Source organism: Sulfolobus islandicus Y.N.15.51 (assembly GCF_000022485.1).
GTDB lineage: Archaea > Thermoproteota > Thermoprotei_A > Sulfolobales > Sulfolobaceae > Saccharolobus > Saccharolobus islandicus.
Map to the genome: position 1 here is coordinate 171246 of NC_012623.1, position 26611 is coordinate 197856.

32 protein-coding genes, 1 tRNA gene and 2 pseudogenes are annotated in these 26611 nt (G+C 36.6%); 16 read left to right on the forward strand and 19 right to left on the reverse strand.

What is annotated here, in order from left to right:
- Window positions 1-116: 116 nt before the first annotated feature.
- Window positions 117-1433 carry an ATP-binding protein gene (locus tag YN1551_RS00940; protein ID WP_012717000.1) on the forward strand — a complete coding sequence of 439 codons (1317 nt, stop codon included), beginning with the start codon at window positions 117-119 and terminating at the stop codon, window positions 1431-1433.
- Between the two features lie 307 nt (window positions 1434-1740).
- On the opposite strand, the gene YN1551_RS00945 is transcribed toward YN1551_RS00940, so the two are convergent.
- The 5 genes from YN1551_RS00945 to YN1551_RS18025 all read right to left on the reverse strand — a co-directional run bounded on the left by YN1551_RS00945 (window position 1741) and on the right by YN1551_RS18025 (window position 5328).
- Window positions 1741-2808 carry an IS110 family RNA-guided transposase gene (locus YN1551_RS00945; protein ID WP_012717001.1) on the reverse strand — a complete coding sequence of 356 codons (1068 nt, stop codon included), beginning with the start codon at window positions 2806-2808 and terminating at the stop codon, window positions 1741-1743.
- 26 nt (window positions 2809-2834) lie between these two features.
- Entirely contained in the window at window positions 2835-3560 is a 726-nt protein-coding gene (locus YN1551_RS00950) for a hypothetical protein (RefSeq protein ID WP_012716759.1), read from the reverse strand.
- A 316-nt stretch (window positions 3561-3876) separates the two neighbouring features.
- On the reverse strand, window positions 3877-4788 hold the full coding sequence (locus YN1551_RS00960) for a hypothetical protein (RefSeq protein ID WP_012717003.1): 912 nt from the start codon (window positions 4786-4788) through the stop codon (window positions 3877-3879).
- Between the two features lie 36 nt (window positions 4789-4824).
- Complete coding sequence (locus YN1551_RS15580; RefSeq protein ID WP_012717004.1) at window positions 4825-5172, reverse strand: hypothetical protein; 348 nt, start codon at window positions 5170-5172, stop codon at window positions 4825-4827.
- Window positions 5173-5181: 9 nt separating this feature from the next.
- Window positions 5182-5328 carry a C2H2-type zinc finger protein gene (locus YN1551_RS18025; RefSeq protein WP_012716756.1) on the reverse strand — a complete coding sequence of 49 codons (147 nt, stop codon included), beginning with the start codon at window positions 5326-5328 and terminating at the stop codon, window positions 5182-5184.
- 263 nt (window positions 5329-5591) lie between these two features.
- On the opposite strand from YN1551_RS18025, the gene YN1551_RS00965 reads away from it, so the two are divergent.
- Together YN1551_RS00965 and YN1551_RS00970 are read left to right on the forward strand one after the other, a co-directional pair.
- Complete coding sequence (locus tag YN1551_RS00965) at window positions 5592-5801, forward strand: putative integrase (protein ID WP_048052411.1); 210 nt, start codon at window positions 5592-5594, stop codon at window positions 5799-5801.
- Between the two features lie 52 nt (window positions 5802-5853).
- Window positions 5854-6615, forward strand: coding sequence for an integrase (locus YN1551_RS00970; protein ID WP_202943842.1), 762 nt, complete (start codon window positions 5854-5856; stop codon window positions 6613-6615).
- Here YN1551_RS00970 and YN1551_RS15590 read toward each other — a convergent pair.
- Both YN1551_RS15590 and YN1551_RS00975 read right to left on the reverse strand, forming a co-directional pair.
- The gene (locus tag YN1551_RS15590; RefSeq protein ID WP_012716755.1) at window positions 6567-6875 is read right to left on the reverse strand and encodes a C2H2-type zinc finger protein; all 309 of its coding nucleotides are present in this window, start codon (window positions 6873-6875) and stop codon (window positions 6567-6569) included. The two genes, YN1551_RS00970 and YN1551_RS15590, sit on opposite strands and share 49 nt — an antisense overlap.
- Window positions 6876-6882: 7 nt before the next feature.
- Window positions 6883-7284 (reverse strand): hypothetical protein, encoded by a 402-nt coding sequence (locus YN1551_RS00975; protein WP_012716754.1) that lies wholly within the window; start codon window positions 7282-7284, stop codon window positions 6883-6885.
- A gap of 37 nt (window positions 7285-7321) precedes the next feature.
- Between YN1551_RS00975 and YN1551_RS00980 the strand changes: the two genes are divergently transcribed.
- Window positions 7322-8317 (forward strand): hypothetical protein, encoded by a 996-nt coding sequence (locus tag YN1551_RS00980; RefSeq protein WP_238527863.1) that lies wholly within the window; start codon window positions 7322-7324, stop codon window positions 8315-8317.
- Between the two features lie 262 nt (window positions 8318-8579).
- Here the strand turns inward: YN1551_RS00980 and YN1551_RS00985 are convergent, their stop codons facing one another.
- On the reverse strand, window positions 8580-9377 hold the full coding sequence (locus YN1551_RS00985) for an undecaprenyl-diphosphate phosphatase (RefSeq protein WP_012717006.1): 798 nt from the start codon (window positions 9375-9377) through the stop codon (window positions 8580-8582).
- Window positions 9378-9742: 365 nt separating this feature from the next.
- Between YN1551_RS00985 and YN1551_RS16405 the strand changes: the two genes are divergently transcribed.
- Together YN1551_RS16405 and YN1551_RS00995 are read left to right on the forward strand one after the other, a co-directional pair.
- Window positions 9743-9931, forward strand: coding sequence for a hypothetical protein (locus YN1551_RS16405; protein WP_012717007.1), 189 nt, complete (start codon window positions 9743-9745; stop codon window positions 9929-9931).
- 645 nt (window positions 9932-10576) lie between these two features.
- Window positions 10577-11110, forward strand: a complete 534-nt coding sequence (locus YN1551_RS00995; RefSeq protein ID WP_012716750.1) for a PaREP1 family protein — start codon at window positions 10577-10579, stop codon at window positions 11108-11110.
- Between the two features lie 28 nt (window positions 11111-11138).
- Here the strand turns inward: YN1551_RS00995 and YN1551_RS01000 are convergent, their stop codons facing one another.
- Entirely contained in the window at window positions 11139-11852 is a 714-nt protein-coding gene (locus tag YN1551_RS01000; protein ID WP_148206562.1) for an AAA family ATPase, read from the reverse strand.
- Between the two features lie 256 nt (window positions 11853-12108).
- Between YN1551_RS01000 and YN1551_RS01005 the strand changes: the two genes are divergently transcribed.
- Window positions 12109-12492 (forward strand): hypothetical protein, encoded by a 384-nt coding sequence (locus YN1551_RS01005; protein WP_012717008.1) that lies wholly within the window; start codon window positions 12109-12111, stop codon window positions 12490-12492.
- A 53-nt stretch (window positions 12493-12545) separates the two neighbouring features.
- Here the strand turns inward: YN1551_RS01005 and YN1551_RS15595 are convergent, their stop codons facing one another.
- Window positions 12546-12695 (reverse strand): ribbon-helix-helix domain-containing protein, encoded by a 150-nt coding sequence (locus YN1551_RS15595; RefSeq protein ID WP_012717009.1) that lies wholly within the window; start codon window positions 12693-12695, stop codon window positions 12546-12548.
- Window positions 12696-12765: 70 nt separating this feature from the next.
- Between YN1551_RS15595 and YN1551_RS01010 the strand changes: the two genes are divergently transcribed.
- The 5 genes and pseudogenes from YN1551_RS01010 to YN1551_RS16410 form a co-directional block, all read left to right on the forward strand.
- Window positions 12766-13089 carry a hypothetical protein gene (locus YN1551_RS01010; protein WP_012717010.1) on the forward strand — a complete coding sequence of 108 codons (324 nt, stop codon included), beginning with the start codon at window positions 12766-12768 and terminating at the stop codon, window positions 13087-13089.
- A 204-nt stretch (window positions 13090-13293) separates the two neighbouring features.
- Window positions 13294-13536: a hypothetical protein gene (locus YN1551_RS01015; protein WP_012717012.1), complete on the forward strand. Its 243-nt coding sequence runs from the start codon at window positions 13294-13296 to the stop codon at window positions 13534-13536.
- 196 nt (window positions 13537-13732) lie between these two features.
- Window positions 13733-13885 carry a ribbon-helix-helix domain-containing protein gene (locus tag YN1551_RS01020; RefSeq protein ID WP_012717013.1) on the forward strand — a complete coding sequence of 51 codons (153 nt, stop codon included), beginning with the start codon at window positions 13733-13735 and terminating at the stop codon, window positions 13883-13885.
- A gap of 55 nt (window positions 13886-13940) precedes the next feature.
- Window positions 13941-14285, forward strand: coding sequence for a hypothetical protein (locus tag YN1551_RS01025; RefSeq protein WP_012717014.1), 345 nt, complete (start codon window positions 13941-13943; stop codon window positions 14283-14285).
- Between the two features lie 198 nt (window positions 14286-14483).
- Window positions 14484-14774: pseudogene (locus YN1551_RS16410) on the forward strand (IS5/IS1182 family transposase); the annotation flags it as partial.
- Between the two features lie 46 nt (window positions 14775-14820).
- On the opposite strand, the gene YN1551_RS01035 reads toward YN1551_RS16410, so the two are convergent.
- Window positions 14821-16065: an IS256-like element ISC1332 family transposase gene (locus YN1551_RS01035; RefSeq protein WP_012717015.1), complete on the reverse strand. Its 1245-nt coding sequence runs from the start codon at window positions 16063-16065 to the stop codon at window positions 14821-14823.
- A 281-nt stretch (window positions 16066-16346) separates the two neighbouring features.
- Window positions 16347-16502 (reverse strand): annotated as a pseudogene (locus YN1551_RS15600) (DUF4322 domain-containing protein); the annotation flags it as partial.
- Between the two features lie 583 nt (window positions 16503-17085).
- On the opposite strand from YN1551_RS15600, the gene YN1551_RS01040 reads away from it, so the two are divergent.
- A complete protein-coding gene (locus tag YN1551_RS01040; protein ID WP_048052257.1) occupies window positions 17086-17850 on the forward strand; it encodes a GNAT family N-acetyltransferase in 765 nt (254 codons plus the stop codon).
- 540 nt (window positions 17851-18390) lie between these two features.
- Here the strand turns inward: YN1551_RS01040 and YN1551_RS01045 are convergent.
- Window positions 18391-19446, reverse strand: a complete 1056-nt coding sequence (locus YN1551_RS01045) for an AAA family ATPase (protein WP_012717018.1) — start codon at window positions 19444-19446, stop codon at window positions 18391-18393.
- 497 nt (window positions 19447-19943) lie between these two features.
- Between YN1551_RS01045 and YN1551_RS01050 the strand changes: the two genes are divergently transcribed.
- The 3 genes from YN1551_RS01050 (at window position 19944) to YN1551_RS18030 (ending at window position 20983) form a co-directional block, all read left to right on the forward strand.
- Window positions 19944-20330, forward strand: coding sequence for a HEPN domain-containing protein (locus YN1551_RS01050; RefSeq protein ID WP_238527864.1), 387 nt, complete (start codon window positions 19944-19946; stop codon window positions 20328-20330).
- Window positions 20290-20604, forward strand: a complete 315-nt coding sequence (locus tag YN1551_RS01055) for a nucleotidyltransferase domain-containing protein (protein ID WP_012717020.1) — start codon at window positions 20290-20292, stop codon at window positions 20602-20604. Before YN1551_RS01050 ends, YN1551_RS01055 begins: the two co-directional genes overlap by 41 nt.
- A gap of 304 nt (window positions 20605-20908) precedes the next feature.
- Window positions 20909-20983: a hypothetical protein gene (locus YN1551_RS18030; protein WP_148206578.1), complete on the forward strand. Its 75-nt coding sequence runs from the start codon at window positions 20909-20911 to the stop codon at window positions 20981-20983.
- A gap of 226 nt (window positions 20984-21209) precedes the next feature.
- Here the strand turns inward: YN1551_RS18030 and YN1551_RS01060 are convergent.
- From YN1551_RS01060 to YN1551_RS01085, 6 genes are all read right to left on the reverse strand, one after another.
- Window positions 21210-21284: transfer RNA gene (locus tag YN1551_RS01060), tRNA-Thr, on the reverse strand.
- Between the two features lie 573 nt (window positions 21285-21857).
- The gene (locus YN1551_RS01065) at window positions 21858-23387 is read right to left on the reverse strand and encodes a phospholipase C (RefSeq protein WP_012717022.1); all 1530 of its coding nucleotides are present in this window, start codon (window positions 23385-23387) and stop codon (window positions 21858-21860) included.
- Window positions 23388-23478: 91 nt separating this feature from the next.
- Window positions 23479-23889, reverse strand: coding sequence for a DUF2299 domain-containing protein (locus tag YN1551_RS01070; RefSeq protein ID WP_012714500.1), 411 nt, complete (start codon window positions 23887-23889; stop codon window positions 23479-23481).
- A 2-nt stretch (window positions 23890-23891) separates the two neighbouring features.
- Window positions 23892-24464, reverse strand: a complete 573-nt coding sequence (locus YN1551_RS01075; protein WP_012717023.1) for an HAD family hydrolase — start codon at window positions 24462-24464, stop codon at window positions 23892-23894.
- Entirely contained in the window at window positions 24461-25942 is a 1482-nt protein-coding gene (locus YN1551_RS01080) for a 4Fe-4S binding protein (protein ID WP_012717024.1), read from the reverse strand. Before YN1551_RS01080 ends, YN1551_RS01075 begins: the two co-directional genes overlap by 4 nt.
- Window positions 25942-26592, reverse strand: a complete 651-nt coding sequence (locus YN1551_RS01085) for a TorD/DmsD family molecular chaperone (RefSeq protein ID WP_012717025.1) — start codon at window positions 26590-26592, stop codon at window positions 25942-25944. The genes YN1551_RS01080 and YN1551_RS01085 overlap by 1 nt, the downstream gene beginning before the upstream one ends.
- Window positions 26593-26611: the final 19 nt, after the last annotated feature.

Genomic DNA, 26611 nt, shown 5'->3' on the forward strand with positions numbered 1-26611 from the left:
CTTTGGCAAAGCTTTCCCCCCAAACTTGTGTATAGCTTGTCATATGCGACAAACTAAAATGTAAGAAATTTGTCATATGTAACAAATTTATATTAGCAGAAGAATTATACTATATTATGAATGATGAGGAACTCCTTAAGATAATGTCAGAGTGGAACTTTTGGGGAAAGGAAAAACCCAAAGTAGGAATAGAGAGGGAATGTTATGTAGAGAGAATAATAAAACTATTAAATAGCGTGAAAGTCATAGCTATTTCTGGGGTTAGAAGAGCTGGAAAATCCTTTATTGTAAGAGAAGTATTAAACAGACTAATAAATAATGGAGTAAACCCAGAAGACACTTTGATTATAAGGCTCGATGACGAAAGATTGTTAAACCTTAACTATGAGTTACTTCTGAAGATATATAACCTTTATCTAACTTACGTAAAAAAAGATAAGAGTAAACCAACTTATCTAGTGCTTGATGAAGCTCAAGAGGTTGAAGGTTGGGAAAGGTTCGTTAGAGGTTTAGAAGAAAGATGCGAAGCTAAAATAGTTGTTACGGGATCATCAGCAAAACTGTTAAGCTCGGAATTTACAACCCTACTTTCCGGTAGGCATGTTGAAGTTAGAGTTACTCCTCTATCTTTCCTTGAAGTGCTGGAATTTAAAGGGATAAAAATAAAAGGTGTGCTGGAACTCGCTGAAAACATAGATAGGATAGGGAAAGAATTGGTAGAAGTGATGAATTATGGTGGATTTCCGGATGTTGTGCTTAATCCCGAAGTGAGGGCTGAGCTCGTTCATTCTTATTTTGACACTATTATTGTAAAAGATGTCGTTAATAGGTATAAGCTTAGAAGGGAGGATAAGATAAGGACTCTTGCAAAGTTCTACGTTTCTTCATCTGCCTCTAAAATAACTTACAATAGCGTATCAAAGTTCCTTAAAATCCCAGTAAAGACCGTTGAGAGGTATTCAGAATATCTTGAAAAGTCGTTTCTGGTCTTTTTCCTAAAAAACTATTCGATATCTCCAAAGGCGGTAGAGAATTCACCTAGGAAGGTTTACGTAATAGACAACGGCTTTCTGAAGTACTTTTCTACTGCATCTCTCGGGAGAATATTTGAAACACTGATAGTTCAACATCTGTATAGATATGCGGTAAGAAGATTTTATGAACTGTACTATTGGTCTTCTGAGGACTCGGAAATTGACGTTATTTTAAAGAGCGGAAAGAAGATTCTGCCTATACAGATAACTTATGAACTAAATGATGAAAATGAGGAGAGGGAGTTAAAGAGTTTAAAGAAGTTTAAGAAATATGCTAATTATGATAATTCGCTTGTGATTACGTTTGAGCAGGAGATAGAGATAGAAGGAATTAAAGTTCTCCCCGCATATAAGTTCCTTTTGAATCTGGAGGATTTGTTGGACTCTTTGATAAGCTGACATTTGGAAAAAACAGAGAATGATAGTCTTTTTTATACTTGCTCAAGTTATAAAGGGAAAGGTAAAATTGGATAATGATCACGTATGAGCTCATAACTTATGAGTTGACTTATACTGATGTTAACCTTTAAAGTCTGAGGAAGTAAAATATAAGTTTAATCTTAATGCAATAACATACTTAGAATTAGATAAAATTGAGGTCTAAGAACTTTCCGGCGTTCAGTAATAAATATTTCGGTTGAACTTCAAGCATAGTGTCAACTAAGATTGCCACGTGAATTGAAAGGATTCACGTGGCGATTTTGGGTCACTTGGGCTCATAAGGCTTATTATTATACCAAACGCTCCACACAACCTTAGCCAACTTTCTCGCCAAGGCAGTGTATAACTTCCTACCGTGAAGCTTATCCTTGTGAGACTCGTAAAACCTCAATAAGGTCGGGTTCTTTGAACAGTTCATCTGCGCAAGAAAGTAGAAAAGGCTGCGCAAATACTTGTTACCCCTCCTTGAGATTCCCTTACTTACCACCGCCTTACCGCTCCTCTCCACTACCGGATCTAGACCGCAATAAGCTACGAAAGACTCAGGCTTAGGGAAGCGCCTAATATCACCTACAACGCCAATGATTATCCCTGCAGCAAGCTTCCCAACTCCCGGAATCGTCAGTAGGACGTGGTCTTCCGGTACTTGGCTCTCTATCATCTCCTTGACCTCTTTTAACTTCTCTTGCGTCTCAAAGAGGGCCTTAGCCAGTATTTTGACTTCTTCAAGTACTATTGGCGTGTATTCAAGTTGGTAGAGTACTTCTTGTGCGAAGTCTCCGCTTGCTAGTCTTTCCAATCTCTCCTTGTTTATCTTGTCGTTGTCGCTTACTAGGAATAGTGCTCTCTTTAGTCTGTTCTTTTGTTTTACTTCCATGTCCTTTAAGAACAGGTATAGAGTTACGAGTTCTCTAAGGACGTTATACTCGTACTCCTTTGCCTTGTCGACCATGTTTTCTAATTTTTCTGCGTCGTAAAAATCTGTTTTCTTTTCCCTGAAGTCCTTTTCCCTTGATAGCACGTTTGGGCTTACTTGTAGTACTCTTATTCCTTTTTCCTTGAAGTATTGGGAAGGCTTTATTGAGTATACTCCGGTGGGCTCTAGGACTATCGTGCAAGGCTTCATATCGAGGATTTTCTCATAGCCTTTTAGGTTGTTCTCGTATTTTCCTCCCCTGCTCGTGATTAAATTATCTTTTGACACGTCTATTCCTAGGACCCCTACCTCCTTGTCACACCTATATGGGTGGATTTTCCCACAATGTTCAGTCCGACAGTAGGGGTCGGTCACGCCGGAAACCGAAGACTTAGCTTCAGAAATACTACCGACCATACTCCCAACCCTAGGAGTATTACTCTTTACTCTCTAGAGCTAATAAAACCTATATAGGTATTCAGTGAGAGAGAGGAAAATTGATTATTGATAACTTGATCCGGTATTATTGAAAAAGTCTTTAAAGTACCGTTATAGTAATAAACGTAAAGTTGGTTTGAAGCGGGTAAGTACCAGAACCCTAAACCTATTTGTTGCCCAACACTGATTGAGCCCACAGACACGTTTAACTGTTTCACACCGTCAAAGTATACGAATATTCTATACGTTGGGAAACTCCCTTTTTCCAGATAAACTACAATCCCATCAGAGGCGTAAGGTAATGCGGATGCATAGCTACCCGTAAACCCTGAAGGGAAATTTACACCGTAGCCTATGGCGATTGAACCGTAGGATCCCGTATTGCTTGAGGACGCCAATAACCATGTGACGTTTAGAGCGATTTGTGATGATGAAAGAGAAAGAGATACGTTATTTGAAATGTACTCTTGGTTCGGCAAAACTTGAAGGTAGTAAGTGTTGTATATCGAAACGTAAGTTGGGTTAAGCCATGGAAGGTTCAGCAAACTAGAACCCGTTTGGCTCACTGTAACGAGTTGTGTAGAAGATGGCTGAACAACAATATTCTCTGAGTACGTAGAGTAGCTAGCCCCACCACCCCAACCGAAACGTGCTATTAATCCGTTTGTTGGTAAGAAGAAGATAGGTAAGAGTAAGAGGGTTAGTAGTAGTAAAGATGGGCCCCACTTCATTAAGCGATAAAAAATTATGTGGCTTTATAAAGGGCTAAACTACTTCCGAGTGTAGCGGCGTATTTTGCTTATCAAACCATTCCTAAGCTCAGGTGAAAAGTAAAAAGTTAACACAGTAGCTACAATACCCGCCACTATAATGAACTCTGGTATATATTGTACATACCATGGTGGTGGTGGTTGATTTACTACTATTGCGGGTTGTTGAGATATTTGAACTGAGGGTGAGGGTGGGGGTGAGATGCATAAAGAAGGAAAGTAAATCTTCATAATCCATCTAATTTAAAAAGGAAAAAAGCAATAAAAAAGATTTTCCTTATAGCCCATATGTAGTTTGACCAGCTCCCGGATAGTAAAATTGGTATAGGTAATCCCATCCGCCATTATTATTAGCCCATCCGTTATATATCTGAGCCTGAGCTACATTGTAAGTTGATGGTTCGTTAAGAGTATAAACGTCTGCATACATATTACCTACGGGATTATTACTAGGCCCAATATGCTCATTGCCATCAGAACCGACATATGAGAAAGTGAAGTGGATCATTCCACCAGATACATATGGTAACTCAGCATAAGGCCCGGAAGTTGAAAATGAAGGTGCTTCGACTATACTCATGGCTGAACCCGTATTAGTCCATGGTATTGATGTATATATTGTTGTAGTCCAATAAGTCCCATTGGCGTAATATACGTAGAGTTGAGCTAGCGCTGTGCCGTTTCCAAGATTTTCTAAGAACACATCCAAATAAGTTGCTTTTCCGGCGGGGACATAGTTTTCATTATTATATACAAGTTGTCCATTTACAATAGTCGTCACAAAATAATTAACTGATACATATGATCCCACATCAATATCAAACCCCGCCTGAATAAAGTTAGTCTGTTCTGAACCAGATGAAGAATCGGTACCGTATCCTATTTGTGCGGGACTTAACCCAATCCATATACTTATATCTTCAGTATATATGTAGTTTGGGTAAGAAATGTAACCTAACGTAAGGTTTCCAACATATATACTTTCACTAGCCCACAGTATGGGCCCCCAGTAGTTTGTAAACCACGATTTCCATTCAACAGAGTAAGCTACACCAGCCCAATTGTCTGAGTTATAAGTATTTACTATTTGACTTGCACCTATCTGACTTGCAGTTATGGCACCGGTAGGTGTTGCCAATATTAGTAACTCTATGGATAGGGTTAGAAGGGCTAGAAGGGCCTTCCTCATTGTAAGCGAAAAAAGAATGTAGACTTTATAAAGAGCTTAAAACGGTGGGGCGTAGTTAAAGAGAAGGATAAATGTGTTTTGTGTGTCTATCAGTATCGACAACACGACAAACGGTAGTAATGAAAGCCACTTATACTTACTTACTTTTAATAGGTCGAAAAGTCCTGTATACCAGTAGACTCCGGTGAAAAATAGAAGTTTTACTGATATCAGCATTAGTAACGCTAAGATAAACGAGATGTGGCCTTCATAATAATAATAGAACCAGATAAAGTAGTTCTCTTCAAAGATTGCGTTCTCTTTCAACCAATATATTGCAGATATTATGACGTCATAAACATTTAGTAGGATGAAGAGAATCCATACTATTTTAAGGATTCTCATCAACATCACCTAACTAACGCAGATATTATGTTTTTTGCAAACATGGTCTAAGAGTGCGTCAGTCTTTGCAAACTCCTTACCGCACACCGGGCAAGTCTTTGCGTGTTCCGTATAACGGATGTGTTGTTTCAGACTAACTGAGGAACTAAGGGGCATCAAACAGAGGGGATAAACGTAAGGCGAGACTGCTTTACTCGTCAGTAACTTATAGAGATAAATAATAAGAAATTCCCGCCGGGCGTATATTATCTAATTCGCAAAAATGGGCGTATGATATTGGTCGTGAAGAAAATTTGAATTTTTTATATTAATGAGAAATTTTGCCTTCCACTTTCAATTCGTCGCGTTTTTACGGCAAAAATTTACGGGTTGTCAATACTTATAAACATGTTTTTGGCAACCATAATACTCGAGGCGAAATGATAGAAAAACAACGTAGATATAAATTCGACGATTATCTCTTGAGGGAAAGAAAAGGTCGGTATTATGTTTACAAGCTAGAGTATGAAAACGGTGACACAAAGGAAACTTACGTTGGTCCTTTAGCGGACGTTGCTGAAAAGCATATTAAATTGAAAGATGAAATTGGGGGTGTGGGGTACCCCCACAAAGCCGCGGCCGGGATTTGAACCCGGGACCTCTGCCTTACCAGGGCTAAATAAGGAGGCCGAACGTCGTAAAATATCGTTAGTTGCCAATTTACGTCAGTATGCGACGGAAGGCAACTTAAACGCCTTCCGTGAATATCTCTTAAATGAGAAGAAGCTCGATGAGACTACAGTGCAAACACGTTTGCTTTATTTAAAGCCGGGGAAGAAAATAGTTTTCAATAATCAAAGCGTTAAGTCGTACCGTGCGTTCGCAAAGTTCTTAGCGTTACGCGGCTTAATAAGCGAAAATTTCGCAAACGAAATATTGAAAGAGTTGAAGAGTGTAAGGACGCAAAGCGATTTAAGAGTCCCAACATTAGACGATGTAAAACGTACACTGCATTTAGCGAAAGAATATAGTGAAAACGTTTATTTCGTTTATCGTATCGCTCTGGAAAGCGGAAGTAGGCTTTCCGAGATTTTATGCGTACTTAAAGACCCGAGTCAAGACGTTTGTGATTCCGGGATCTGTTATTATCCCCTGGCATGGCAACGCGGATATAAGGGCGTTTTCTACGTCTTCCATATAACGCCGTTACGCAAAGTCGACATTACGAGATACGCTATAGCTGATTTCGAAAGGCGTCGAGACGCGATAGCGATAAAATACTTCCGCAAATTCGTCGCAACGAAGATGGCCGAACTTTCGATACCTCTCGACATTATCGATTTTATCCAGGGTAGAAAGCCTACCCGCGTATTAACTCAACACTACGTTTCACTTTTCGGCATAGCGAAAGAACATTACCGCAAATATGCAGAGTGGTTGTCCAAAATGGAACATATGGCGTAAGATTTTGATGGGTTTAAGGTGGTTGTAGGATCCCCGTCACCACCTCTTTCTTTATGCCTACCCCACGGGAGCCACACGTGCTTTTTGCCTATATGGTCTAATAGGCCATCAGTGTTTGCAAACGTTTTCCCGCAATACCTACACGTCTTCTCTTTTTCCTCATACCTTAAATGCATAATGAAAGCCTGGTATGTTTCGAAAGGAGTTAAGCAAATAGGACAGACCCATTTATACACCGCCCTGAGTGAAACGTAAAGCATTAAGTCGTTACTCACGGGCGTGAACTGGTTCTCTATAGCACTCTTTAGAAACTCTAGAAATCTTTTCCTTAAATTCTCCTATTTCCTCCGGTCTAGAAAAGAGGTTGTGTATATAAGAAATGCAAGAAACTGAAGGAGAAGAACAAACCTTGTTAAGCTCATCCCTAAAGTTTTCTATTTCTCCTATTTCATCAAGCATTAAAGGAGATAAAACTTCGTGAAGCCTTATAGTAGAATCCCTTAATTGGAGGCATTCTTGTACAGACGACTCTTTCTTCATCTCATCTATTTGAGTTTTCAAAAGCTCCGTCTGCTTTCTGTAGTAATAGATTGTCCATACTAGGGCTACTGTAGAGACTACAGAGCTCAAGCCAGAAGCTGTGCTTATAACTTGCTGGAGAAATGCCATAGCTTAAGTTTAAGATTTATCAAGAATAAAGTTAATGATGGAATCAAGAATAAAGGAGTACTTACAGAGTGAAGATAAGGAATTAAAGCACGAAGCTTGGAATTATGTTGAGGCTCATTATAAAGAACTTGGCAAAGATTTTATTATAGAAATGTTAAAATTTCCAGACACAGGAACTAGGTATAGAGTCTGGAATTTCGTAAAGAAATTGGTGGAAGAGAAGTTTTTAACAGTTGAAGAATGTAAAGCCCTTTCCCCTTACTTTTTAGAAATGTTAAAAGATAATAACGTCGTAGTAAGAGCCTTAAGTTGGTACGTAACTTTAATTCCGTTAATAGACATCGGAATAATTGATAAGGAGAAAGTTGTTAAGGAATATTCTAGAATATTGAGGGACTTAAATAGCTTGAAGGTTAATGATGCGCGTTTTAAGAATTACGAAGAGTTCGTGGAGGACGTTTATTCCTCGATCTGCAATATTCCTTACTCCTCGTCCAAGGGCGAATGCGAACTTTTAGAAGAGATTGAAAGAATGAAGAACGAATATTCTGAAATTATTAAGTTGACCGACGTACCACTAATTAATGATATAAAAGGTAATATAATGAAGGAGATCGAACTCGGCAAGGAAGTCGGCAAGCTGGGCATTGACGATTTATTTGATGTCGTGGATAAGTTCTCTTTCATAATAGACGGCAAATGCGGAGATAAAACTTGTAAGGACGTTTTCCCACTAAGAGACGTGATAGAAGGGAAGATTAACCCATTGAAGGAAATGATAGAGAATCCAAAGGAATTTTGTAAAAAGTACGGTCTGGAATTGGGATGTGACGAATATAAACCTCTTTTAGTAAAAATAAGGGAAGTAGTAGAGGATGATGAGGAGTCAAAGGTGTTTTATTCAATACTCTACTTGAACTGGATATCTAATCAATTTAAGACAATGGTTAATACAATTCAATTGCCTTCTGAGATTGATATAAAAGTAAGGATGAAAGCTGAGCTTGAGAGAATAACTTGCATTTCGAGTTAGAAAACCTTAATACTCTACTCGATGGCAAATTAATAGATGATGAACACCAACCTCCAGAAGAGTGAAGAAGGCTAGATTGTCTGAGCAGTTAATGTACTTACTTCTTTTCATTGGGTTCTAATTCCGCCAAGGATCTTACACCTACGTCAAGGAAACTCCATTACTCCCCTGATCACTAATTAGGGAGATAATTAATGAATAATAGTTGTAATATTAAACGTAACTTGTCGAGACGAGCAGTGATGTAAAACGTTAAAGCCTTTTAACTTATTATTAACCCTAACATGCTCACTAGGACTGCTATTCCTCCTAACATGAAGTCAATTAAGTAAACCTTCTTAGTCTTAGCAATTTTTAGTAGAAAGCCTATTACAACTAAGCCGGTAAGTAAGGCTGAAATTACAGCGAGAGCGATTCCATCAATACCAATTAATGATACCACATAACTGATGTGATGTCTTGTAAAGAGAAGAGTTGTCCCTACAGAACCTATTGCTGCCGGTATATAAGCTAAGTAAGAGTAGTGAAATGCATCCTCAGGATTTATTCCTAAAACTAACATCGTTGACACAGTCATTCCTGACCTACTTACTCCTGGAAGTGCTGCAATACCTTGTGCTATGCCTATTAATATCATTTCCTTGGTGGAGAGGTTCTTGAACTCCCTTGTTCTAGATCTTGAATACCTAATATAAATTCCGTCTGCTATTAACGCTATGCCTAAGAATATCATCGGAATTGAAGGGTTATATGCGTTCTGAAGTAGTTTGTCAGAAATTACGTAGAGAGGTACTCCCACTATTCCAGTAAGGGCTGTGACCACGACCAGAAATTTTAGAAGGAATTTATCGTGGAAAACCCTCTTAACGTCCTGTCTAAAATAAATTAATGCGGAGCCAATCGACCCCATCTCCATAAATAAGCCAAAGGTGTAAGCGATACTTACGTCTAGGCCGAGTAAATAATGGGAAGCGATTAATTCCTGAGTTTTACTACTTATAGGTAGCCATTCCGAAATTCCTTGTATTATTCCTAGAAGAATTGAAACCAAGAAGTTCATTTTTACCACCTGCTTAAGAGCGCTAACTCTAGGCTTATTGCCGTAATTAAGTCATTATGGAAAGGCAAAGAGAATATTGGAGATACGACAAAATGCCTAGGCAAGCTTTTTCTAGATATAGAAATTATGAGGAGGAGGAATAAAATAGGGATTAAGAAAATATCTTTTCCCAATATACTTATTGATAGAAGGCCTAGAGTACTTAAAGTAGTGAATTTCATATGCTTAGAGTTTTTACCAGGATAATAAAAATAACCTATATAATCTATATATACAATAGAAGGATATATAAAATATGTAGACGGGATTAAGATCTAAGAGTATGATTCGGAAAAATATAAATAGACAAAAAACTAGGGATATTTGTGGAGCATTCACCAGCTTTAACGGCCTTTATCATACTGATAGGGATAATTGCTTCAACTTTTGCAGTAGTTTATGTTGCTTACTCTTTAGTTTCAAGTTTATTTACTCAACAGTCCTCGATTATTCTTTATAGTAGTTGTGTCTTCGAGAATGGTACTCTTAAGGTCAACTTATTCTCTCCTAAGTAACTGACAGTAAGTTATGTTAAAATTAATGGCGAGGTATTTTACCCTGAAAATCAGATTATGATCTATCTTGGAACTAATACCTATTATATCAATACTGAGGACCAGAATTTGTCTCCTCAGTCTAAGGTCATGGTTGAAATATTCTTTAATAATGGTGAGGAAATAAGCTTCAATACTACAGTTATATAAGTAAGCGCAATATTTTTCATCATTTCAGACAAGATCCTCTAAGCTAAAATATGTTTAGCATATTCTAAGGCTTTTACAAAATAGCCTTCTTTGTAGGCGAAATTCCCTCATCTTCGTCACCATATTGAAGGTTCTTTTTCGGTCCTTAACCACATTGAAGCCTAAGTTACATAATTTAATTCTTCTCTTAGCCAATTTGTAATCTATCTTTATTAACCTTTAATAATTCTCTGGATCGTAGGTTTTTGTGCACTTAATAGATAACGCCCTTAACATTTACTTTATAGAGAGCTTTACTATCTCTTGAGATAAACATAGAACGCGAAATATTCTCTTTCAAGTTATATTTTGCGTAATCCTTATTTGCCGATTGTAAATATAAGTTTTACTTTAATCGCTCTGATTTAACGTGGTTCAGTCCTTGGACTTTTTAACTCCGTTGCTAAAAATGATTTGATGGAATCTAAAATACCTACTATTGAGAAACACAGAAATGCTTACGTAAAGATAAGGATAATAGAAAGTTTAGATGAGTTAGCTTTAGGATTAAAATTACTAAAAGAAGGATTTAGTAGAAATTCTGCTAATAAAGTGTTCCTTTCTTGGAAGGCTATAATTAGTGCGTTGACAGTCATGAATCTTGAAAAAATGCCTAGAAATGAAAAAGAGAAGGAATGGTATTATAAATCAGGCTTTCTTGCTCCTACCACTGGATTAAAAGGAATTTCGCAAAGGCTTGAAGAACTGGGATATAATGTAAACTCCCTAACTTCAGTTGCGTTAGAATTACATAGATATGCTTATAATGGCCTTTATAAAGGAGCCAGCGATTATTATGAAAGAGAAGAAGCTATTAACGATATCATTTACTTATCTAAGGAAATTATGAAGGTTATAAAAGAATTCTTTAAAGAATATTGGGATGAGGAAATTGAAAAGCATTATAACCTTGCCGAGAAGGAATTAATGAGTAGTACTAAGAATCTTTAGTGCAACTACGTTCAAGAGAAATTTTGCATTACAGACTTTTCTTTATCCACATTCTAGCAGAGTGTCTTAATCCAACTCTAGTAGGTAAATCCGAAGGTAAGGCGTATTTTCCTCTACCTAGCTTTATTACAAATCCGTAGTTAATGAGAGTGCCCAATAATTCGTTAAGCCTAGAATTCTCAATTCGCTCCTTAAATAATGAGTTAATTACATCCCTTATCTCGCTTAAACTTCCCTTATTCCCTAATCTTGATAAGGCTAGAATTATTTCAGCGTATCTAGTAGGCGAATTTGAAGTTTTTAGGAATCTTGTGAAATCCTTTGAAACCTCCTTTGCTGCCTCTTTCAATATTACTTTAATATCAACTTTGTGAGAATGTTTAACTGCATAAGAGTAACTCCTACCGAATAAAGCCAACCAACCTGGAATTCCGTCGAAAAGCTTCACTGCCTCATCTATAACTTTCTCATCCACAGCAATTCCTTCCTCTTTAAATCCTAGAGATAAAAATTCCTTTGAGGTCTCTTCATTGAACCTCTCTAACTTTATCCTAAAGAATTTCCTACCGAAGAAAGGTTTCTCTTCCTCAACTTGATTTAAAATTTCCTCAGTAACGCCTACAAAACTTCCAGAAACTACGATAACAGTATTGTCACACCATTCGTAAATGTCATGTAAGAACGAACCAAGATCGAAGCCCTTCACTTTCTTAATATTTTGTATTTCATCAATAAAAACCACCAAGAATTTTTTTATTATCTTTAGAAATTGAATCTAAAGCCCTAATGACCTCGTTGATATCTTGGGTATTAAATTCTCTTAGTTTTATTCCTATTTTTATCCAATTTAATTCTAGGATATCGCTAGGATCTACTCCTAGCCTATTTGCAATAATTCTAGAGGGTTCACTTGGGCCTCTTTAGCCTTTATAGCTAATTTCGTATGCTCTTTAGCTTTCACCAAAAGCTATATATTTTATCAAATGATTATATAGCTTATGGAGTCTCACGAAAACACACACTCACAAATTATGGAGTATATTAAGAAGAACCCCGATTTGCAGAAGGCTATAGAACTACTGAGGCGTGAGGGGAAAGTAAGTAGGACTGCTCTACAGTTTGAATTCGGGTGGACTGAGTGGAAAGCCCGTAAGGTCTATGAGGCGTTACGCTATATGTGCTATAAAGGTTTGGCGTTTAAAGAAGACGAGAGCCATGAGACAATTTGTAGGACTTACCACGGCTATGTTGAATTAATCAGCGTAGGGCGTGGATCTGACAGTGACATGGTTATTGATGAGGATCTAAGTGAGGAAAGGGAAGAGAAGATGGAAGAGGAAGAAGATTGGGAAGAAGAGACTGAGGAAGAAGAGGAGGAATAGCCCGAATTGACCTAAAAAATAACGGCTTTTTAGGGTAGATAACGGGGTTTGGGTCACTGTCTTTGTTTCGTGCAGTCCAGTATCAGCATTCTGAGGTATGCACTTAGGCTTAGCCCTTTCTCTTCAGCCTCTTTTTCTAACCTTTCAGCCACGTCTTTGGGCAAATAAACCACAACCCTAGTTGTGTCTTTTCCCACTACCATATAATAAAGTATCACAGAGTGGCATAAAAGTTTATATAGTGATACACTATATATATACTTAGTGACTAAAATGGCACAAATCCAATTCGGGGATAAGTGGGTTCAAGTTAAAGGAAGTATTTTTTATCTAACTCCTCACGCCCTAGAAATCCTGAAAGCGTGGTATGACTGGTCTGTGAACTACGACACTGAGGCGTCTGAGGAGTTCAGGGCTGAGGAAGTTGAGTATTTCGCTAAGGCTTTCGAAATGCTAAAGCCACAAAGCCATGATGAGGCGTTTCACTACTTAACAATATTGGAAAACGCATTCGTGCAGACTGATTACAAAATTAAGGAAATAATAGACAGAATCCACGCAAACAAGAGCGGTAACATATTGGTGAGGGAACTATGAACTTAATGAAGACTGATTGGGATTGTATTGAGGAGTTAATAGAGAAGGCCCTAAATGATAGGATTAGGGTTTACGACAGTTACAAGTAAATGCTGATTGATGACTACCATTTGTTAGTGAAGGTTTATAAAGGCAATCAGTTGATCTTCACAATTAAGTTTCAGCTTAACGGCGAAAAGTTAGAAGTTGTTGAGGCATGGTAAAATGAAGGTTAAGATTCCCTACCGCTTTCTTGAAGATAATACGTGGTGTGTGAAAGAATACGGCGAATGGTACCCTTATGCTGATGATGCGGAATACGAATTCACTGTAGATGAATGCGAATTCGATTATGCTGACCTGGAAGACATAGTTAATGAGTACACTGCTGACATTATCGATATACTACTAAGGAATCATAGGAAGGAGTTAGAAAAAGCGTTAGCGAAAGGCATGACTCGCCTATGAATAACTGTTTACTCATACATGATTCACATATGAATAATGTTTACTACGACAGAAATCCATCTATCTATCCGTATGGATTTCTGTCTATCTATACTCTATCTCTATATACAGTATTACCACATCAAAGTAATACCAGAAAACACCTACGAATTAACTTAAAACTGTTTAACAGTTAAAGTATAATAGTGATAGCAAAATGTCCACTAGAACTATAGCATTCGTTAGGCTAAAGGAAGAGGATAAGATGATAATAAGGAAGATAGCCGAATATTATGACGTTTCGGAATCTGATGCAATAAAAATAGCGGTGAAGCATTTGGCAAAAGAACTAGGCCTACTTTCTTCATAAGTTAATCCGTTTTTTCGTTTTCGTCACATAATCGGAAAAAAGAGGTGATTCGTTTATGAGACCCGGCCTAAATTCATCTTCAGTTAGAAAATATAAAAGGTTTATTGAATGGTTAGCCGAAAGTAGGAAGGAAGTTTCTAACTTATTGCGGTATGATAAGGAGTTAGAAGTACTCCTAATAATATCAAGATTTGAAGAAGGAGTAACTAAGCATAGGTTAGAGAAAGAAGCCCATATAAACGGCAAAAGGCTGAATGAAATCTTATTCAGGCTGAGGAGTAACGGCCTAATTTATGGACTAACTGACGGTAAAAAGCACCTAATCTTCCTCACTGAAAAAGGTAAGGAAGTAGTTGAACTAATTGTAAATTTATCTAAATTGGAGGTGAAAAGTGAATGAGTCTTAGAAATGCTAAAACTAACGCTAACTCAGACTCAAGAGAATGTCCCAAGCGGAAATAATTGAATAAATCTATGTATAAGTTTGTGGATAATTATTCAAAAGAAAAATGAATTACTGACAAATTTTGAATTTTCTCTTCAACTTAAAGGTGGAGTAATACTTAAAGGGAACCGGGACCATGTAGTACCGATTCACATGAAGCCTTGGATAGAATACTACAACGGCCCGGTCCCCTATGAACATTTATCAGCAAGGCATAAAACACTTGTGAAAATGAACTACATGCTGATCACATCTGAAGTGCTGTCGCGTCTCTCTGACCTCTTCATACTGAGAGCGTTAATAGTTATGATTGTGTGGACGTGCTCCTACAGGGACGTGTGGAGCTACTACGAGTCAGACGTGGTGGTAAGGTGGTTCCTAGGCGAGTACAAGTCTAAGTCGGAGATCCATAGGAGGGCAAAGAAATTTAGGGGAGAGGTAAAGTGGGGCTACTGGGTATAGTTGTGTGAGAAAATATGTAAGCAGAAGGTTAAAAGTCTTCATCAAGACTCACCTGGAACCTTGAAGCGTGGAGTTGTTTGAGATGATATGAGTAATGCCTTATCACCGACATGGGCCTGAACTTCCAACGCGAATTACTTTCATGGATCGAAACGTAGAGATAGACCTCCAAGGAGCGAAGAGAGGGAAAGTAACCTCCGAGCTCCTCCTCGAACCTAGCCAGGGTCGAGTTGAAACTCTCCGACGTGTTATTAGTGTAGAGGTAGTGTCTAATCTCCCTGGGGAAGTTGAGAAAGGAACAATACTTGTCAGCAGCGTCAAGAAGCCTCTTGGCTCGGGCTGGAGAAAAGGGTTGGACAAGTTGGCTGAGGGACAATATAGCCTTCCTTCCCTCCTCCACGTTCCTGGAGGACTTTAGATCCCTAACTCTAATCATTAGTTCCTCCTTCTCCTTGTCTGGGAGGACCCTCATGAGGTTCCTAACCATGTGTGTTATACAGAGCTGGTGTTGAGAGGAGGGAAAGAGCGTGGACACGACGCGATCGAGTCCAGAGAAGTCATCGCTCACGATTACGTCAACCCTGCTGACTCCCCTGCTTACGAGTCCGCTCAAGAAGGACTTCCAACCGTCCAAGTCCTCCCTATCCCTAACTTCGTAGTCCAAGACGAACTTATTCCCTTCTAAGTCAACTCCTATGGCAATGTAAATGGCTCTCTCCATGATCGACTCGCTGATTCTGACCTTTACGATCTTCACATCGATGTAAAGGGCTAGGAGATCGTGAGGTAGTTCGCGGCTCTTGTATTCCTTGAGTTTGTTGGATATTCTCTCGGCAACCCGATTCATTACGATCTCACTATACGGTATTCCCTTGGCTGCTAACACGGCCTTGACTTGACTTGGAGTCATGCCTGATAGAACGAGCTGCTGGAGGAAGTCCTCGTAATCTGGGCTGGTCCTCTCGTACTTCTCCGGAAGGATCTTGGGTCTGAAGCCACCCTTTCTGGTTCTCGGTAATCTGAGTCTTAATACTCCGTCTCCGGTTCCCAGATATCTGAAGTAGGTCCCGTTCTTGTGGTCGTCCTCAACTTCTAGGTAGGCTTCCCTCTCTTCCATCATGGCCTCTTGCAAGATTATCTCCTCTATTTCCCTTAGGCTAACTCCTTCTTTGATTGCCTTTCTTATCTTTTCTCTTATTTCTTCCATTACCTTCATGGTATTACTCTCCCTTATGGTATTACCCCTTCCGGGGTTATTTTTACTTTTTGTCATTATTTTTCACCTTTTGCTACCACAACTATAACTGGTAGCCCCCATTTTCACAAGTGTTTTATGCCTTGCTGATAAATGTTCATAGGGGACCGGGCCGTTGTAGTATTCTATCCAAGGCTTCATGTGAATCGGTACTACATCGTCCCGGTTCCCTTTAAGTATTACGCGACTTTTTGCTTCAAGCGAAAATTCAAAATTTCTCAGTAATTCACGATATCTTTTGAATTATTATCTATAAACCTTTACATAGATTTATTCAATTATTTGCACTTGGGACACTCTCTCGACTTGCTTTCCACCGAATCGTTCCATAAACACGCTGAGATGAGGGTTCTCGCCACCTCTTCCCCTTTCTTTCCCTTGAAGTTCAGCATGGAAAGTAATTTATATCCTATTTGTTGTAAGTTGTTTTGGTGAGGGAGTACCGGTGTTACCATCTCACTTACTCACGTGGTAATACCACATCTCCCTCACCTTAAACCTTTCTTCAATTGAATTCTTAATACTCATATAAATCCTGTTATCTATCATGAATCGATATTATTCTGTCAGAATTATTTTTCATAATACGATTTTGGGTCTACCGTACCAAGGCAGCGCTCTAGCCAGGCTGAGCTACCGCGGCACTATTATGCAGATTTTAAGTAAAGGGTTATAAATGTATCGTGACTATTAAGAATACATTTTTACGTTGAAGCTATATCGTCATCTATGCCTTTGCAAGTTTTTAATTATTTATAGCTTAATATTGCTTTGTGGAATTCTTCAGTTTTTCTCAAAAGGAACATATAATTAACTTTTAACTCAACGTAGGATTTAGAATTTATTTTACTTCTTCTAGTCTAAGACCTAAGAAATTTCAACTAATCCACAAAGCAGCATGACAGTTATTTATATAGTTAGTATTCAGCTTACTTAGTTCTTAAATGGATTAAAAGTAAAAAAGTTAAGAAATAATAACACGAAATGTTACAAACTAATTAACACATTTTTATGAGTTTTCTAATAATTCTTCATAATATGATAATTCGTAAGATTAAAAGAGAGGATTTAGATAACGCTGCAAAGGTAATGGTAGAGGCAATGAATGCAAACTTAGAAGGGGCTAAAATAACCTTTAATCTTTTTCTTGAATTAGGAGAATGTTTACTAGCTGAAGAGGAAGGAGAAATAATTGCTACAGCATGTTACATTCCATATAAGATATTATCCTGGATAGGAAACGTTGCAGTTAAACCTCGATATCAGCGTAAGGGTTACGGTAAGAGGTTGATGAGTGAGCTACTTAAGTTAATAAGTACAAAGGTCATAAGACTTGATTCGACTACTGAAGGTTACCGACTTTATAGGAGCTTAGGATTTATAGAAGAGTATGAAACTATCCTTTATGAGTTAAGGGATCTAAAAGGTAGTAATAACGTTAAGACAAGCGATAAATTGGAAGACTGGATGATGGACTTGGACAAGAAAGCTTTTGGTGACGATAGGGGAAAATTACTAGGTCGAATAAACGGATTAATATTATATACACAAGGGGGTTATGGAATATTAAGCCGAAACATTTTAGGACCTTTAGTAGCAGAAGACGATTTTATCGCGGAAAGTATAATAAGAAAAGCTGTAGAACTCGGTGCAAGGATAATAATAACAATAGAGGATAAGACTGAGTTCATTGAAGATTTAGGAGGAAGAAGATTGTATACATGTACAAGAATGATGCTAGGTGAGTCAATTAACGAGAATAGAAGTCTAATTTATGGAATTTATAGATATGCATTTGGATAAAAAGCTATTAAAAGTTCCTATAATTAATTGATATGTAAATTATAATGTATTGTAATTATAACTAGACTTAATGCTCATCCTTATAATGTTAAAAAGCATGTTCCTAACTTCTTTTATAATCAGAAAGGTCTATGAACTCCTCATATTCCTATGCCTTCCATAATATTATGTTATGTAATGAATAAATAAAACCCTTAATTAAGCTTAAATGATCTTCTCTAAGTACTTCATTTAGTGGAAATTTTATAGCAAAATCCTGGAAATAAGTTAATTTACTAGGAAATATGTTTCCATTATCATTTAAAAGTATTTAACAAGGTTATCTTTACTATCAATTTAATTTTCATATAGTGTAGATATTAAGCTATAAATTATTTAGAAGCAATTTATTGCATAGTATAATGTTGCTCATGTCTTTATAAGTTTACTAATCTGTTCGTAGCTTAATAACTGTACTATCTCATTTTTCCACTTATTTCACTTAAAAAAAATTTCTATAATATCTCTCCATTACTTTATAATAACTGTATAAGGCTGGAATTACCTTAATCTCTTTGCAGCCTCCTTATAAATTGGATCTAGGAACTCATAATCTTTAATAATACTTAACTTTTCTAAATTAGTTATAATATTGTCGAATACACTAGAAGATATTGTAGACCCCTCTTCCTCCTGTAAACATTGCAAAAGCGAGGACCACGTATTCTTCCCTCTTGCTAGGCATCTTAAAGTATTTTTATATCTCCTCCCAGTTATTTGAGATACATTACTTTTCTCCTCAATTAAGTGTTCTAATTCTCTTTTAGCTATAGATATAGCTCTTTCTTTAACCTCTTCAATTTTCCTCATATTTAAATACGCATTACCAGCAAATGTTAGCCATCCAGGAATTCCGTCAAAATAGTCTGCAATCTCCTTAATGATATTATCCTCAACTTTTAACGAAAACTCTTCAAATCCTCTTCTTAGAAATCCTTCACTTAAATCTCTGCTAAATCTTTCTAAGGATAATTCGAAATAATATCTACCGTAAAGCGGAGAATTTTCGTTATCTATATCTAATAAATCATGAAGAAGACCGACTTCAGATCCAGTTAGAATGAAGGTTAAATTCTTATCGTAATCGTATGCGTGGGCTATAGCATCTTTCACCTCATTACTCATGGGTCCCCTTAATCTCTGCGCCTCATCTATTGCAATTATTAGTCTTTTTTTATTTAAGTTATCTAAGAGATCTGAGAGACTTAAATACTCCCTACCTTTCCATTTTATTTCAACGTAGTTTCCTAATATACTTATTCCTCTAACTCTCTCAAGAATGTCCCTTAAGTAAGAAAGTTTAGATGATAAGGCTTGAGAGAAAAGAGAATATAGGTCTTTTCTTCCGTAATTTTCCTTTAATTTTCTACAATCTATTAAGATAAAGTTTTCCTTAATCTCGTTTAACGCAACTAGCAATACTGACGTTTTACCTATTCTTCTGACTCCTGAAATTACAATTAAAGGTCTTCTTATGTTATTTTTAATCGTTAAAATTTCATTATCTCTATCAAATAAATCCTCCCTTCTCTCTTTAGGTCTTTCATCAAACAACATATTCTACCCCAGAATTCATATTCTGCCCCAGAAGTTATAAGTATTAATAACGATGATTATAACTCCCTAGATTTCATCATAATTAATAGAGAAAAGTGTTACATTTATTCTATATAATAATTATTTATTAACAAAGAAATACTCTTTATAGAGTAGAAATATAAAATAAAATTTCTATATGTCTTATAAACAAAAACCAAATTTGTAGCTTAATAACTACAGTATCAATTTTCTAAACTTTTCTTATCCTGCAGTTTTCAACATTACGGCTTGTCGGGGAGAAAAAGTTAACGTTATTTAATGTTGTTTAACAATCCTAACCTCTTTAATGAATAGCTCTTAAGTTTTCTCCATATAATGATTTCGACTTCTAACTTTAAAGCAATATAATTTTTATTCAATAAAACTCAAAATTAATGATGTTAATTTACTTCCTCGTTATTTATATTCTTGCTCAATAACCTTATCTTATGGTTTCTAGTGAAGCTAACGAATTAATGGAAAAGGCTAAGAGATACTTAGAATTAGCTAAGATTTCGCTTGAAAAAGGATTTTACTCTGAAGCTTACTTCCTTTCTAGCCTTTCAGCTGAATTGTACATTAAAGGAGTTAGTATTTCATTAGTTGGAGGTTTTCCTACAGTCCATGACATTAGGGAAATTTTAAGCTATATAAGGTTAAAAAGAAAGGATCTTGAAATTATTGAAGATTTTATAAGGAATAATAGGGACAAACTAAAAGATATAAGTAATGAATACCTAGTTTCAAGATATAATCTATCTTATACATATAATAGACAGGATGCAGAGGAGTGTTTAAATACTGCATTAATGGTGATAAAATTTGGAGAAAATCTTCTTCATTCAATTAGCGGAAAAGATTAGACCGATATTTGGAAAGATAGCTATAATTCTCCACGGTAGTAGGATTAAAGGAAATTATTATACCGCTAGTGATCTGGATATTTTAATAATTAGTAAGAATTGCTTAGATAGAAAAGGATTGAAAATCCTTTACTCATTTGGTGAAGAACTTAATGGAATAAAACTTGATTATCAATTAGTTTGCTATAAAAATAAAGATTATTGGATAGTTAAGAACGTTCTTTCTTCACCTCATTTAGTTATTATAGATGATTTTAACGAGTTCATGACATAATTTTTAGGATAAAAGTCAGTGGTGTTTGAAAATGTCGTTATTAAGCTATAAATTTTATATTTCAATATATATACTAATCATTGTACTTAGTGCAGAAAGTATATTATAATGTTATGATGATTTTTGTAGCTTAATAATTACACTATCGCAACTGCTGACGCTTTAGAGCAGAAATCTGAAACAAATACAAAACTATCAGAACTCAAACTTAAAATGAAGCAAGTAAAGAAGGAAATAGGAGCAAAAGACGTGAAAAATATTCATGGGCATCTGTCAATCCTGCCCAGATTTACGTTAATTTTAGTTGTTTGGGCTAAGAATCGCGGGTAAAAAGTTTAGAGAGTGCTGTTTGAAGTACCGTGAAGAATTGGTAAAGTAACGATTTAATGTTAACCTACCTACACCTATAAAACAGGAAACATAACTTAAGCCATGCTTTTCAACAGACTTTTTCAATACGTTAAGCTTTTTCTGGTCATCTATCGTATTAACGTTAATTCTTGACATAAAATCTCCCTACCATTTGCCAACTTTTACACTGTTGCAAATTTAACCTTTACTGTTGCATTCAGTATCATTCTATTAAAAGAGTAGAACATAAAATAAGCCGCGGCCGGGATTTGAACCCGGGACCTCTGCCTTACCAGGGCAGCGCTCTGGCCAGGCTGAGCTACCGCGGCATCATAATGTTTAATTTGTAACTGGTTAAAAAGTCTTCTAGTCATATCTGCACCGTTATCATCTTAATGGTAATTAGATTATTCCACTAGTTGATACGACGAAGCCCATAATGTATAATATTATTGTAGCTAGTCTTCTCATTATATTTTATGGTACTCTAATGATCAAGAATCTAGATATTAGGAGAATCTGCAAAAACTATCCCACTAGGTATTACACGAAGGAAAGTCTCCCGCTATCATCTACAAACTAATAATAAAGATAACGACCTCTATTCCCTCGCCTATTATTGGTAAAAATGCAATTTTGAGTTTTGGATATTCGATTAGTATAAGTGCCGTATCCATACCTAAAGACAGTATTTCCAATGCGAACTTCAAAAAGTGTTCTATAAGATCTGAGACTAAAAATGGTAATAATAAATAGGTGAAATAGGTGAGAGCAATTACGCCAATAATCCCAAAGATCGTACCCAAATTTCCATTATAGACTTTGATGCTAAGAAGGAGAAGAAACCCATCTCCAATCCTTCAAAACTTGAAGGTAAAAATGAAATGAGGAATGCTGGTAGTTCATTTCTTTCTCCCCCTAACTAATAATGCTGTTCCTCCAATTACTCCTATCAGTGACGAATATAGATAAAATTCTGCAATAAAACTATATAAATTATAAAAAGTATAATAATAAGTCGAAATTCCAAGCACAATCAGTAACACTATGAGACCTATAGGAGTCAGTATCTTTTTCCTCACTATTATTAATATGATTCCGACTATTTCTAGAGGCAATAGATATTGCAATGAAGGGGCCGGATAGACTGTAGTATAACTTTTGTAGTCGTTAGTAACTACAGCAATGTAACCATAATGGATAGGATTTTGTAATGGAATCGGATAAGTCCAATTACTTGGTGAGAGAATGATAGGGGACCTTGGCTTAGATGAGAAGTTAAACGCTTGTAATAATCCTTGCAAGTCACTGTTCTCCACGTATTTAGTTAACCACGGTAAATGCCAATTATAGTCAATAAATGCCAGTAACGTATAACCGGAGATGGTGTAATTATCCACGTAACCTTCCTTTGCATAAGGTGAAATTATAAATAACGGAACTCTCTGCCCTAGTCCGTAGTAATTAATTGCAGGAGGAGCTATGTGATCATAATACCCACCGCCCTCATCAAAGGTTATAAATATTACAGAGGAGTTCCAAGACTTACTCTCCATTACAGCATTAATTACTTTAACAAGTTCCATTTCACTAGCAGTAACATTATAGGGTGGATGCATATCATACTTATCGCTATTACCTCCTAAGAACATCACCCAACTAACGGCTGGAAGGCTACCATTGTCCAAATCCTTAAAGAACACTGATAAATCGTAAATATAAGTCATATTAATTCCCGTAAATGCGGTTAGAGGCCATGGTATTCCATTAATGTTATAAACGAAATAACCCCAACTTATATTGCCCTTCTCTAGCTGATACATTATGGTCTCGTTGAAGGGTACTACGTTATACGCTTCATCGCTGAAGAAGTCAGGAGGAAATCCAGTTAAATAAGCTACCCTATTTGGTTCAGTCAATCCTAATACCGGCGAGAAGTAAGCATCGGCTAGTGTGTATTCCTCAGCGTAATCCCAAAGTATTCCAGCTTGTTGATAAGAAAAGTAGGCCATTGACTGTGTACCGGAGTAAAATACGAAACCAATTGGTTTTCCAAGCCAGTAATCTCCATGGTATACAGTCCAACCTTCAGAAGGATCTACTGTATCATAAGCATTAGCGTAATATGGATGGGAATACGACAATGGTAACCAAGGGATTGTAGGTACTGATATCCAATCAAGGACTCCGTTTTTAGTGTTCTCAAGCTGTATGTAGTTATCGTATAGTCCATCCGGCCACATTACGGATAGTGTAATATTGTTTATAATTGGTGGGTAACCAAATGGATAAGTCCCAAATAAATTATCGAATGAGTGATTCTCTTCTATTATTATAATAACGTGTTTTATTGTCATTGAGGTATTTGCATGGAAGGTATTATTCATCAATAAAAGTGGGATTAGTATTATTAGAATTAACAACTTTTTCATATATTAAAATGTAACGTATAGATTTTAAGCGTTGCTATATAGAGTATATAATCCATCTATGGTGAAAACGTATTAGGAAGTCAAAGAGTTTTCAACTTTCATTTAAAAGCTGTAATACTAATAAGGCCGAGTTCTTAACCAGAGTTACGTTATTTAAGGCTTCGTTTTTAGTTAATCCATCTGTAAACATTAGCCTAGCCACTTGAATTGACTTCGGTTCCTTATCATTAGGAGTGAAGAAAAATTCTACATTCATTCTCAATAACTCTTTCTTAATTTGTTCAACTAATCTTGAACTGTTTTTTAATTTCTCTTGATCTAACTCTAGTAATACAGCCACTATGTAGTATGTTGAATCTTGTCTAGGTCTTATAACAGACACTGGAAGACCGCCCATTGGAGGTGCTACTGTAAAGTGAAAATATAAGTCACCACTTTTAATTTGCTCTACCTTCATCCCAAGCTCTTTAAACCAACTGAATAATTCAGTATCACTAACCATTCCTAACACCGCAACGCTGAATCCCCCATTCCAGACTCCATCTTATGTTGTGCTGTAATCTCAGCCAACTCAATTAGATTCTTCCTTATCTCTACCTTTATGTCTTTGGGCAATGATATTAAGTTACGAATTAAAATAGTTCTCGCACCCATGTTGCTTATAGGAATAGCGTAATCTATATGGGGAGTAATGAAAGTAATTGAGCCTAATGGTGAATTAGCTTTTCTAGATATGAACATTAAGACCTCTTTTGAGGGAAAGTATTTATTAGTGTCCTCTGGTGTTATTACGTCTTGTACGAATGTATCTATGTTATGTCTTAAAAGAAGTGATTTAGCGTCTATTTTAGGTAAGTTAGTTACAACGTAAATTCTAGCCCTATAATTTAACTCTTCTAGATACTGTGAGTCAGGGTAGGGTTTAAATTTAGAAATATCGAGATCTCCTATTACTGTCTTCAGCAAATCCTTAGGTGGATAGTATCTTACATTTGAGAGGGATGAAGTGATTATTCTATAGATTTCAATAGAGGATAGATCGAAGATTGCATCTAAGTCAATAATGTATGGTATCATTTCTTACCACTCAACAATTTCTCCAACCAGATCTTAGTTAATATTTTTTGCTTACATTCATTGCAGACATCAGTATACTGTGCAGTTCCAGCGAATCCATATTGTATTAGTAGAGTATCAACCTTAGTCTTGATCTTCTCTGAACCCAATGGTTTTCCACAAAATCTACACTTGGCCACCTCTGCCTTATTTACAACTTTCTTTTTAAGGTTAGAAATCTTGGCGAAACCAGTTACAACTACGGCTTTCTCTGGGCAATTCCTAACACATCGTTGTGAACCAATACAATAAGGTATATTATAGCTTAACTCTAAAGTATTATTACCCTTTAACTCGGGAACTAACATTTGACAAGCCCTTACACACACTCCACATAATACGCATTTGTTTGGATCCACTTCTACGTTATAAACTTCTGGGACAACATCATCTTCGTTTAATTTAACCTTTTTCGACATTTCTTCTATGGACCATATTAGGAGCGCTCTTCTCCTACTACGCTGTAAAATAACGTCTAGGGGTATTTCGGATCTACTAAGTTGTGTCAGCTTAATAGAGAGGAGTGTCCTTTTAAGCTCCTCGTCATCTTTAGCCTTACTAATGGTGAAACTAGTACCGGGAAAATGAGATGGTAATTCGTCTAATCTCTTTAACGCAATATCCCTACTTCCACATTTTGATGAAACGTGAACTATAGGAGTTATTCCAGCGGCATATGATGCAAGAACGAAGGAGTCGTGAACTCCTGCAGTACAAGGCATTAAGAATGGGAATATGCCTTCTGGTACCTCGTCTATTATTGAGTCTGTAAACAATAATGCAGCTTGTTTATCCTCATAGTATCTAACTATTACATTAATGAAACTCACTACTTGATCCGTAGTCGCTGTTGGAATTTCAAGATACCCTAAGTATGAACTCGCGGAGCAATAACCACATACGCTGCATCTCTCTGGATAACCCACTGATGGACCTTCTGGAGCTTTAACTATTAACCCTTGAGGGCAAGACTCAATCGCTCTATTTATTTCCCTTTCTGCATGAACTTCATCGAATAGTACTGGGTATGGTTTGTATTCGCATGTTTTCAATTTAAGCAATGATCTTCTGGAGACCGAGGAAGTGGGAGTAGGTTGAACTCTATAAGCTAAATCCATTAATTCTATTCTCAAAGAATATGCCGTAAGTAAGGTAAAAACGTACTTCTTACTCTTATCTTTAAACCAGCTCGGAGGTATTATAAGAATAGCTAATGGCGAAATCCCCAACTTCTGATCTATATCCTCCATCCATCTTTCTCTTCCATTTTCACTAACTACTAACAAAGCTTTTAGCTCATTATTCTTAACGTCATCTATTATGTAATCACCCATCTCAGCAACATAAGGTAGTTTAGCCTCTTCAAAAACCTTCTTTAGTATCTCATCCCCTATTATCTCCCTAGCTTTTTTCGATACTATTAATCCAGCGTTTAACATTAATTTACACCTAAATATTTTCTCTCAAATTGAAGAAACTTAGCCAATTCAGAACATACAATTTTGTATATATTTGATCTCGGATCGTTAATTACGTCATTGATCCAATCGGGAATCCACGAGAAAATATGGGTTAGTGTGAAATTCTTCTCATCTTGTACTATTTTAAACGGATCTCTTCCTTCACTTCTGTGCTCATACTCTTCCTCAATAAGCAAAGACATGAATGCGAAAATAGAAGAAACGTGATCAGGTTCAGGATTAAATTGGGATGAGAATTTCATAACAATCCCCTTGGATTTGTAGAACCTAATAACATCAGTGTACTTGAAAGTGGCAACTTTCTCTCCCATAAGCTGAAATAATCTCTTACTTTCCACTGGCAACAAGGGTTTAACTCCAAATCCAGAAAGGAATAAGGTTGAGTATTCCAACAGATAATCTGACCTTTTAGTCTCACTAAAAACCCTTTTTATTTCAGTAGCTCTTATCCCCATAACCTCTTCCAATTGTTTATCTAGTTCTCTATCCACTACGTCAATCTTCTCCAAGAGCTGTTTATACTCATCTTCTACAAACTTATAAAGGAAGAGATCCGCGAATAAATCGTATAACGCATGCCTAACGTTTAACAAGACGGAAACTGACAATATAAGTCACCAAACAAAA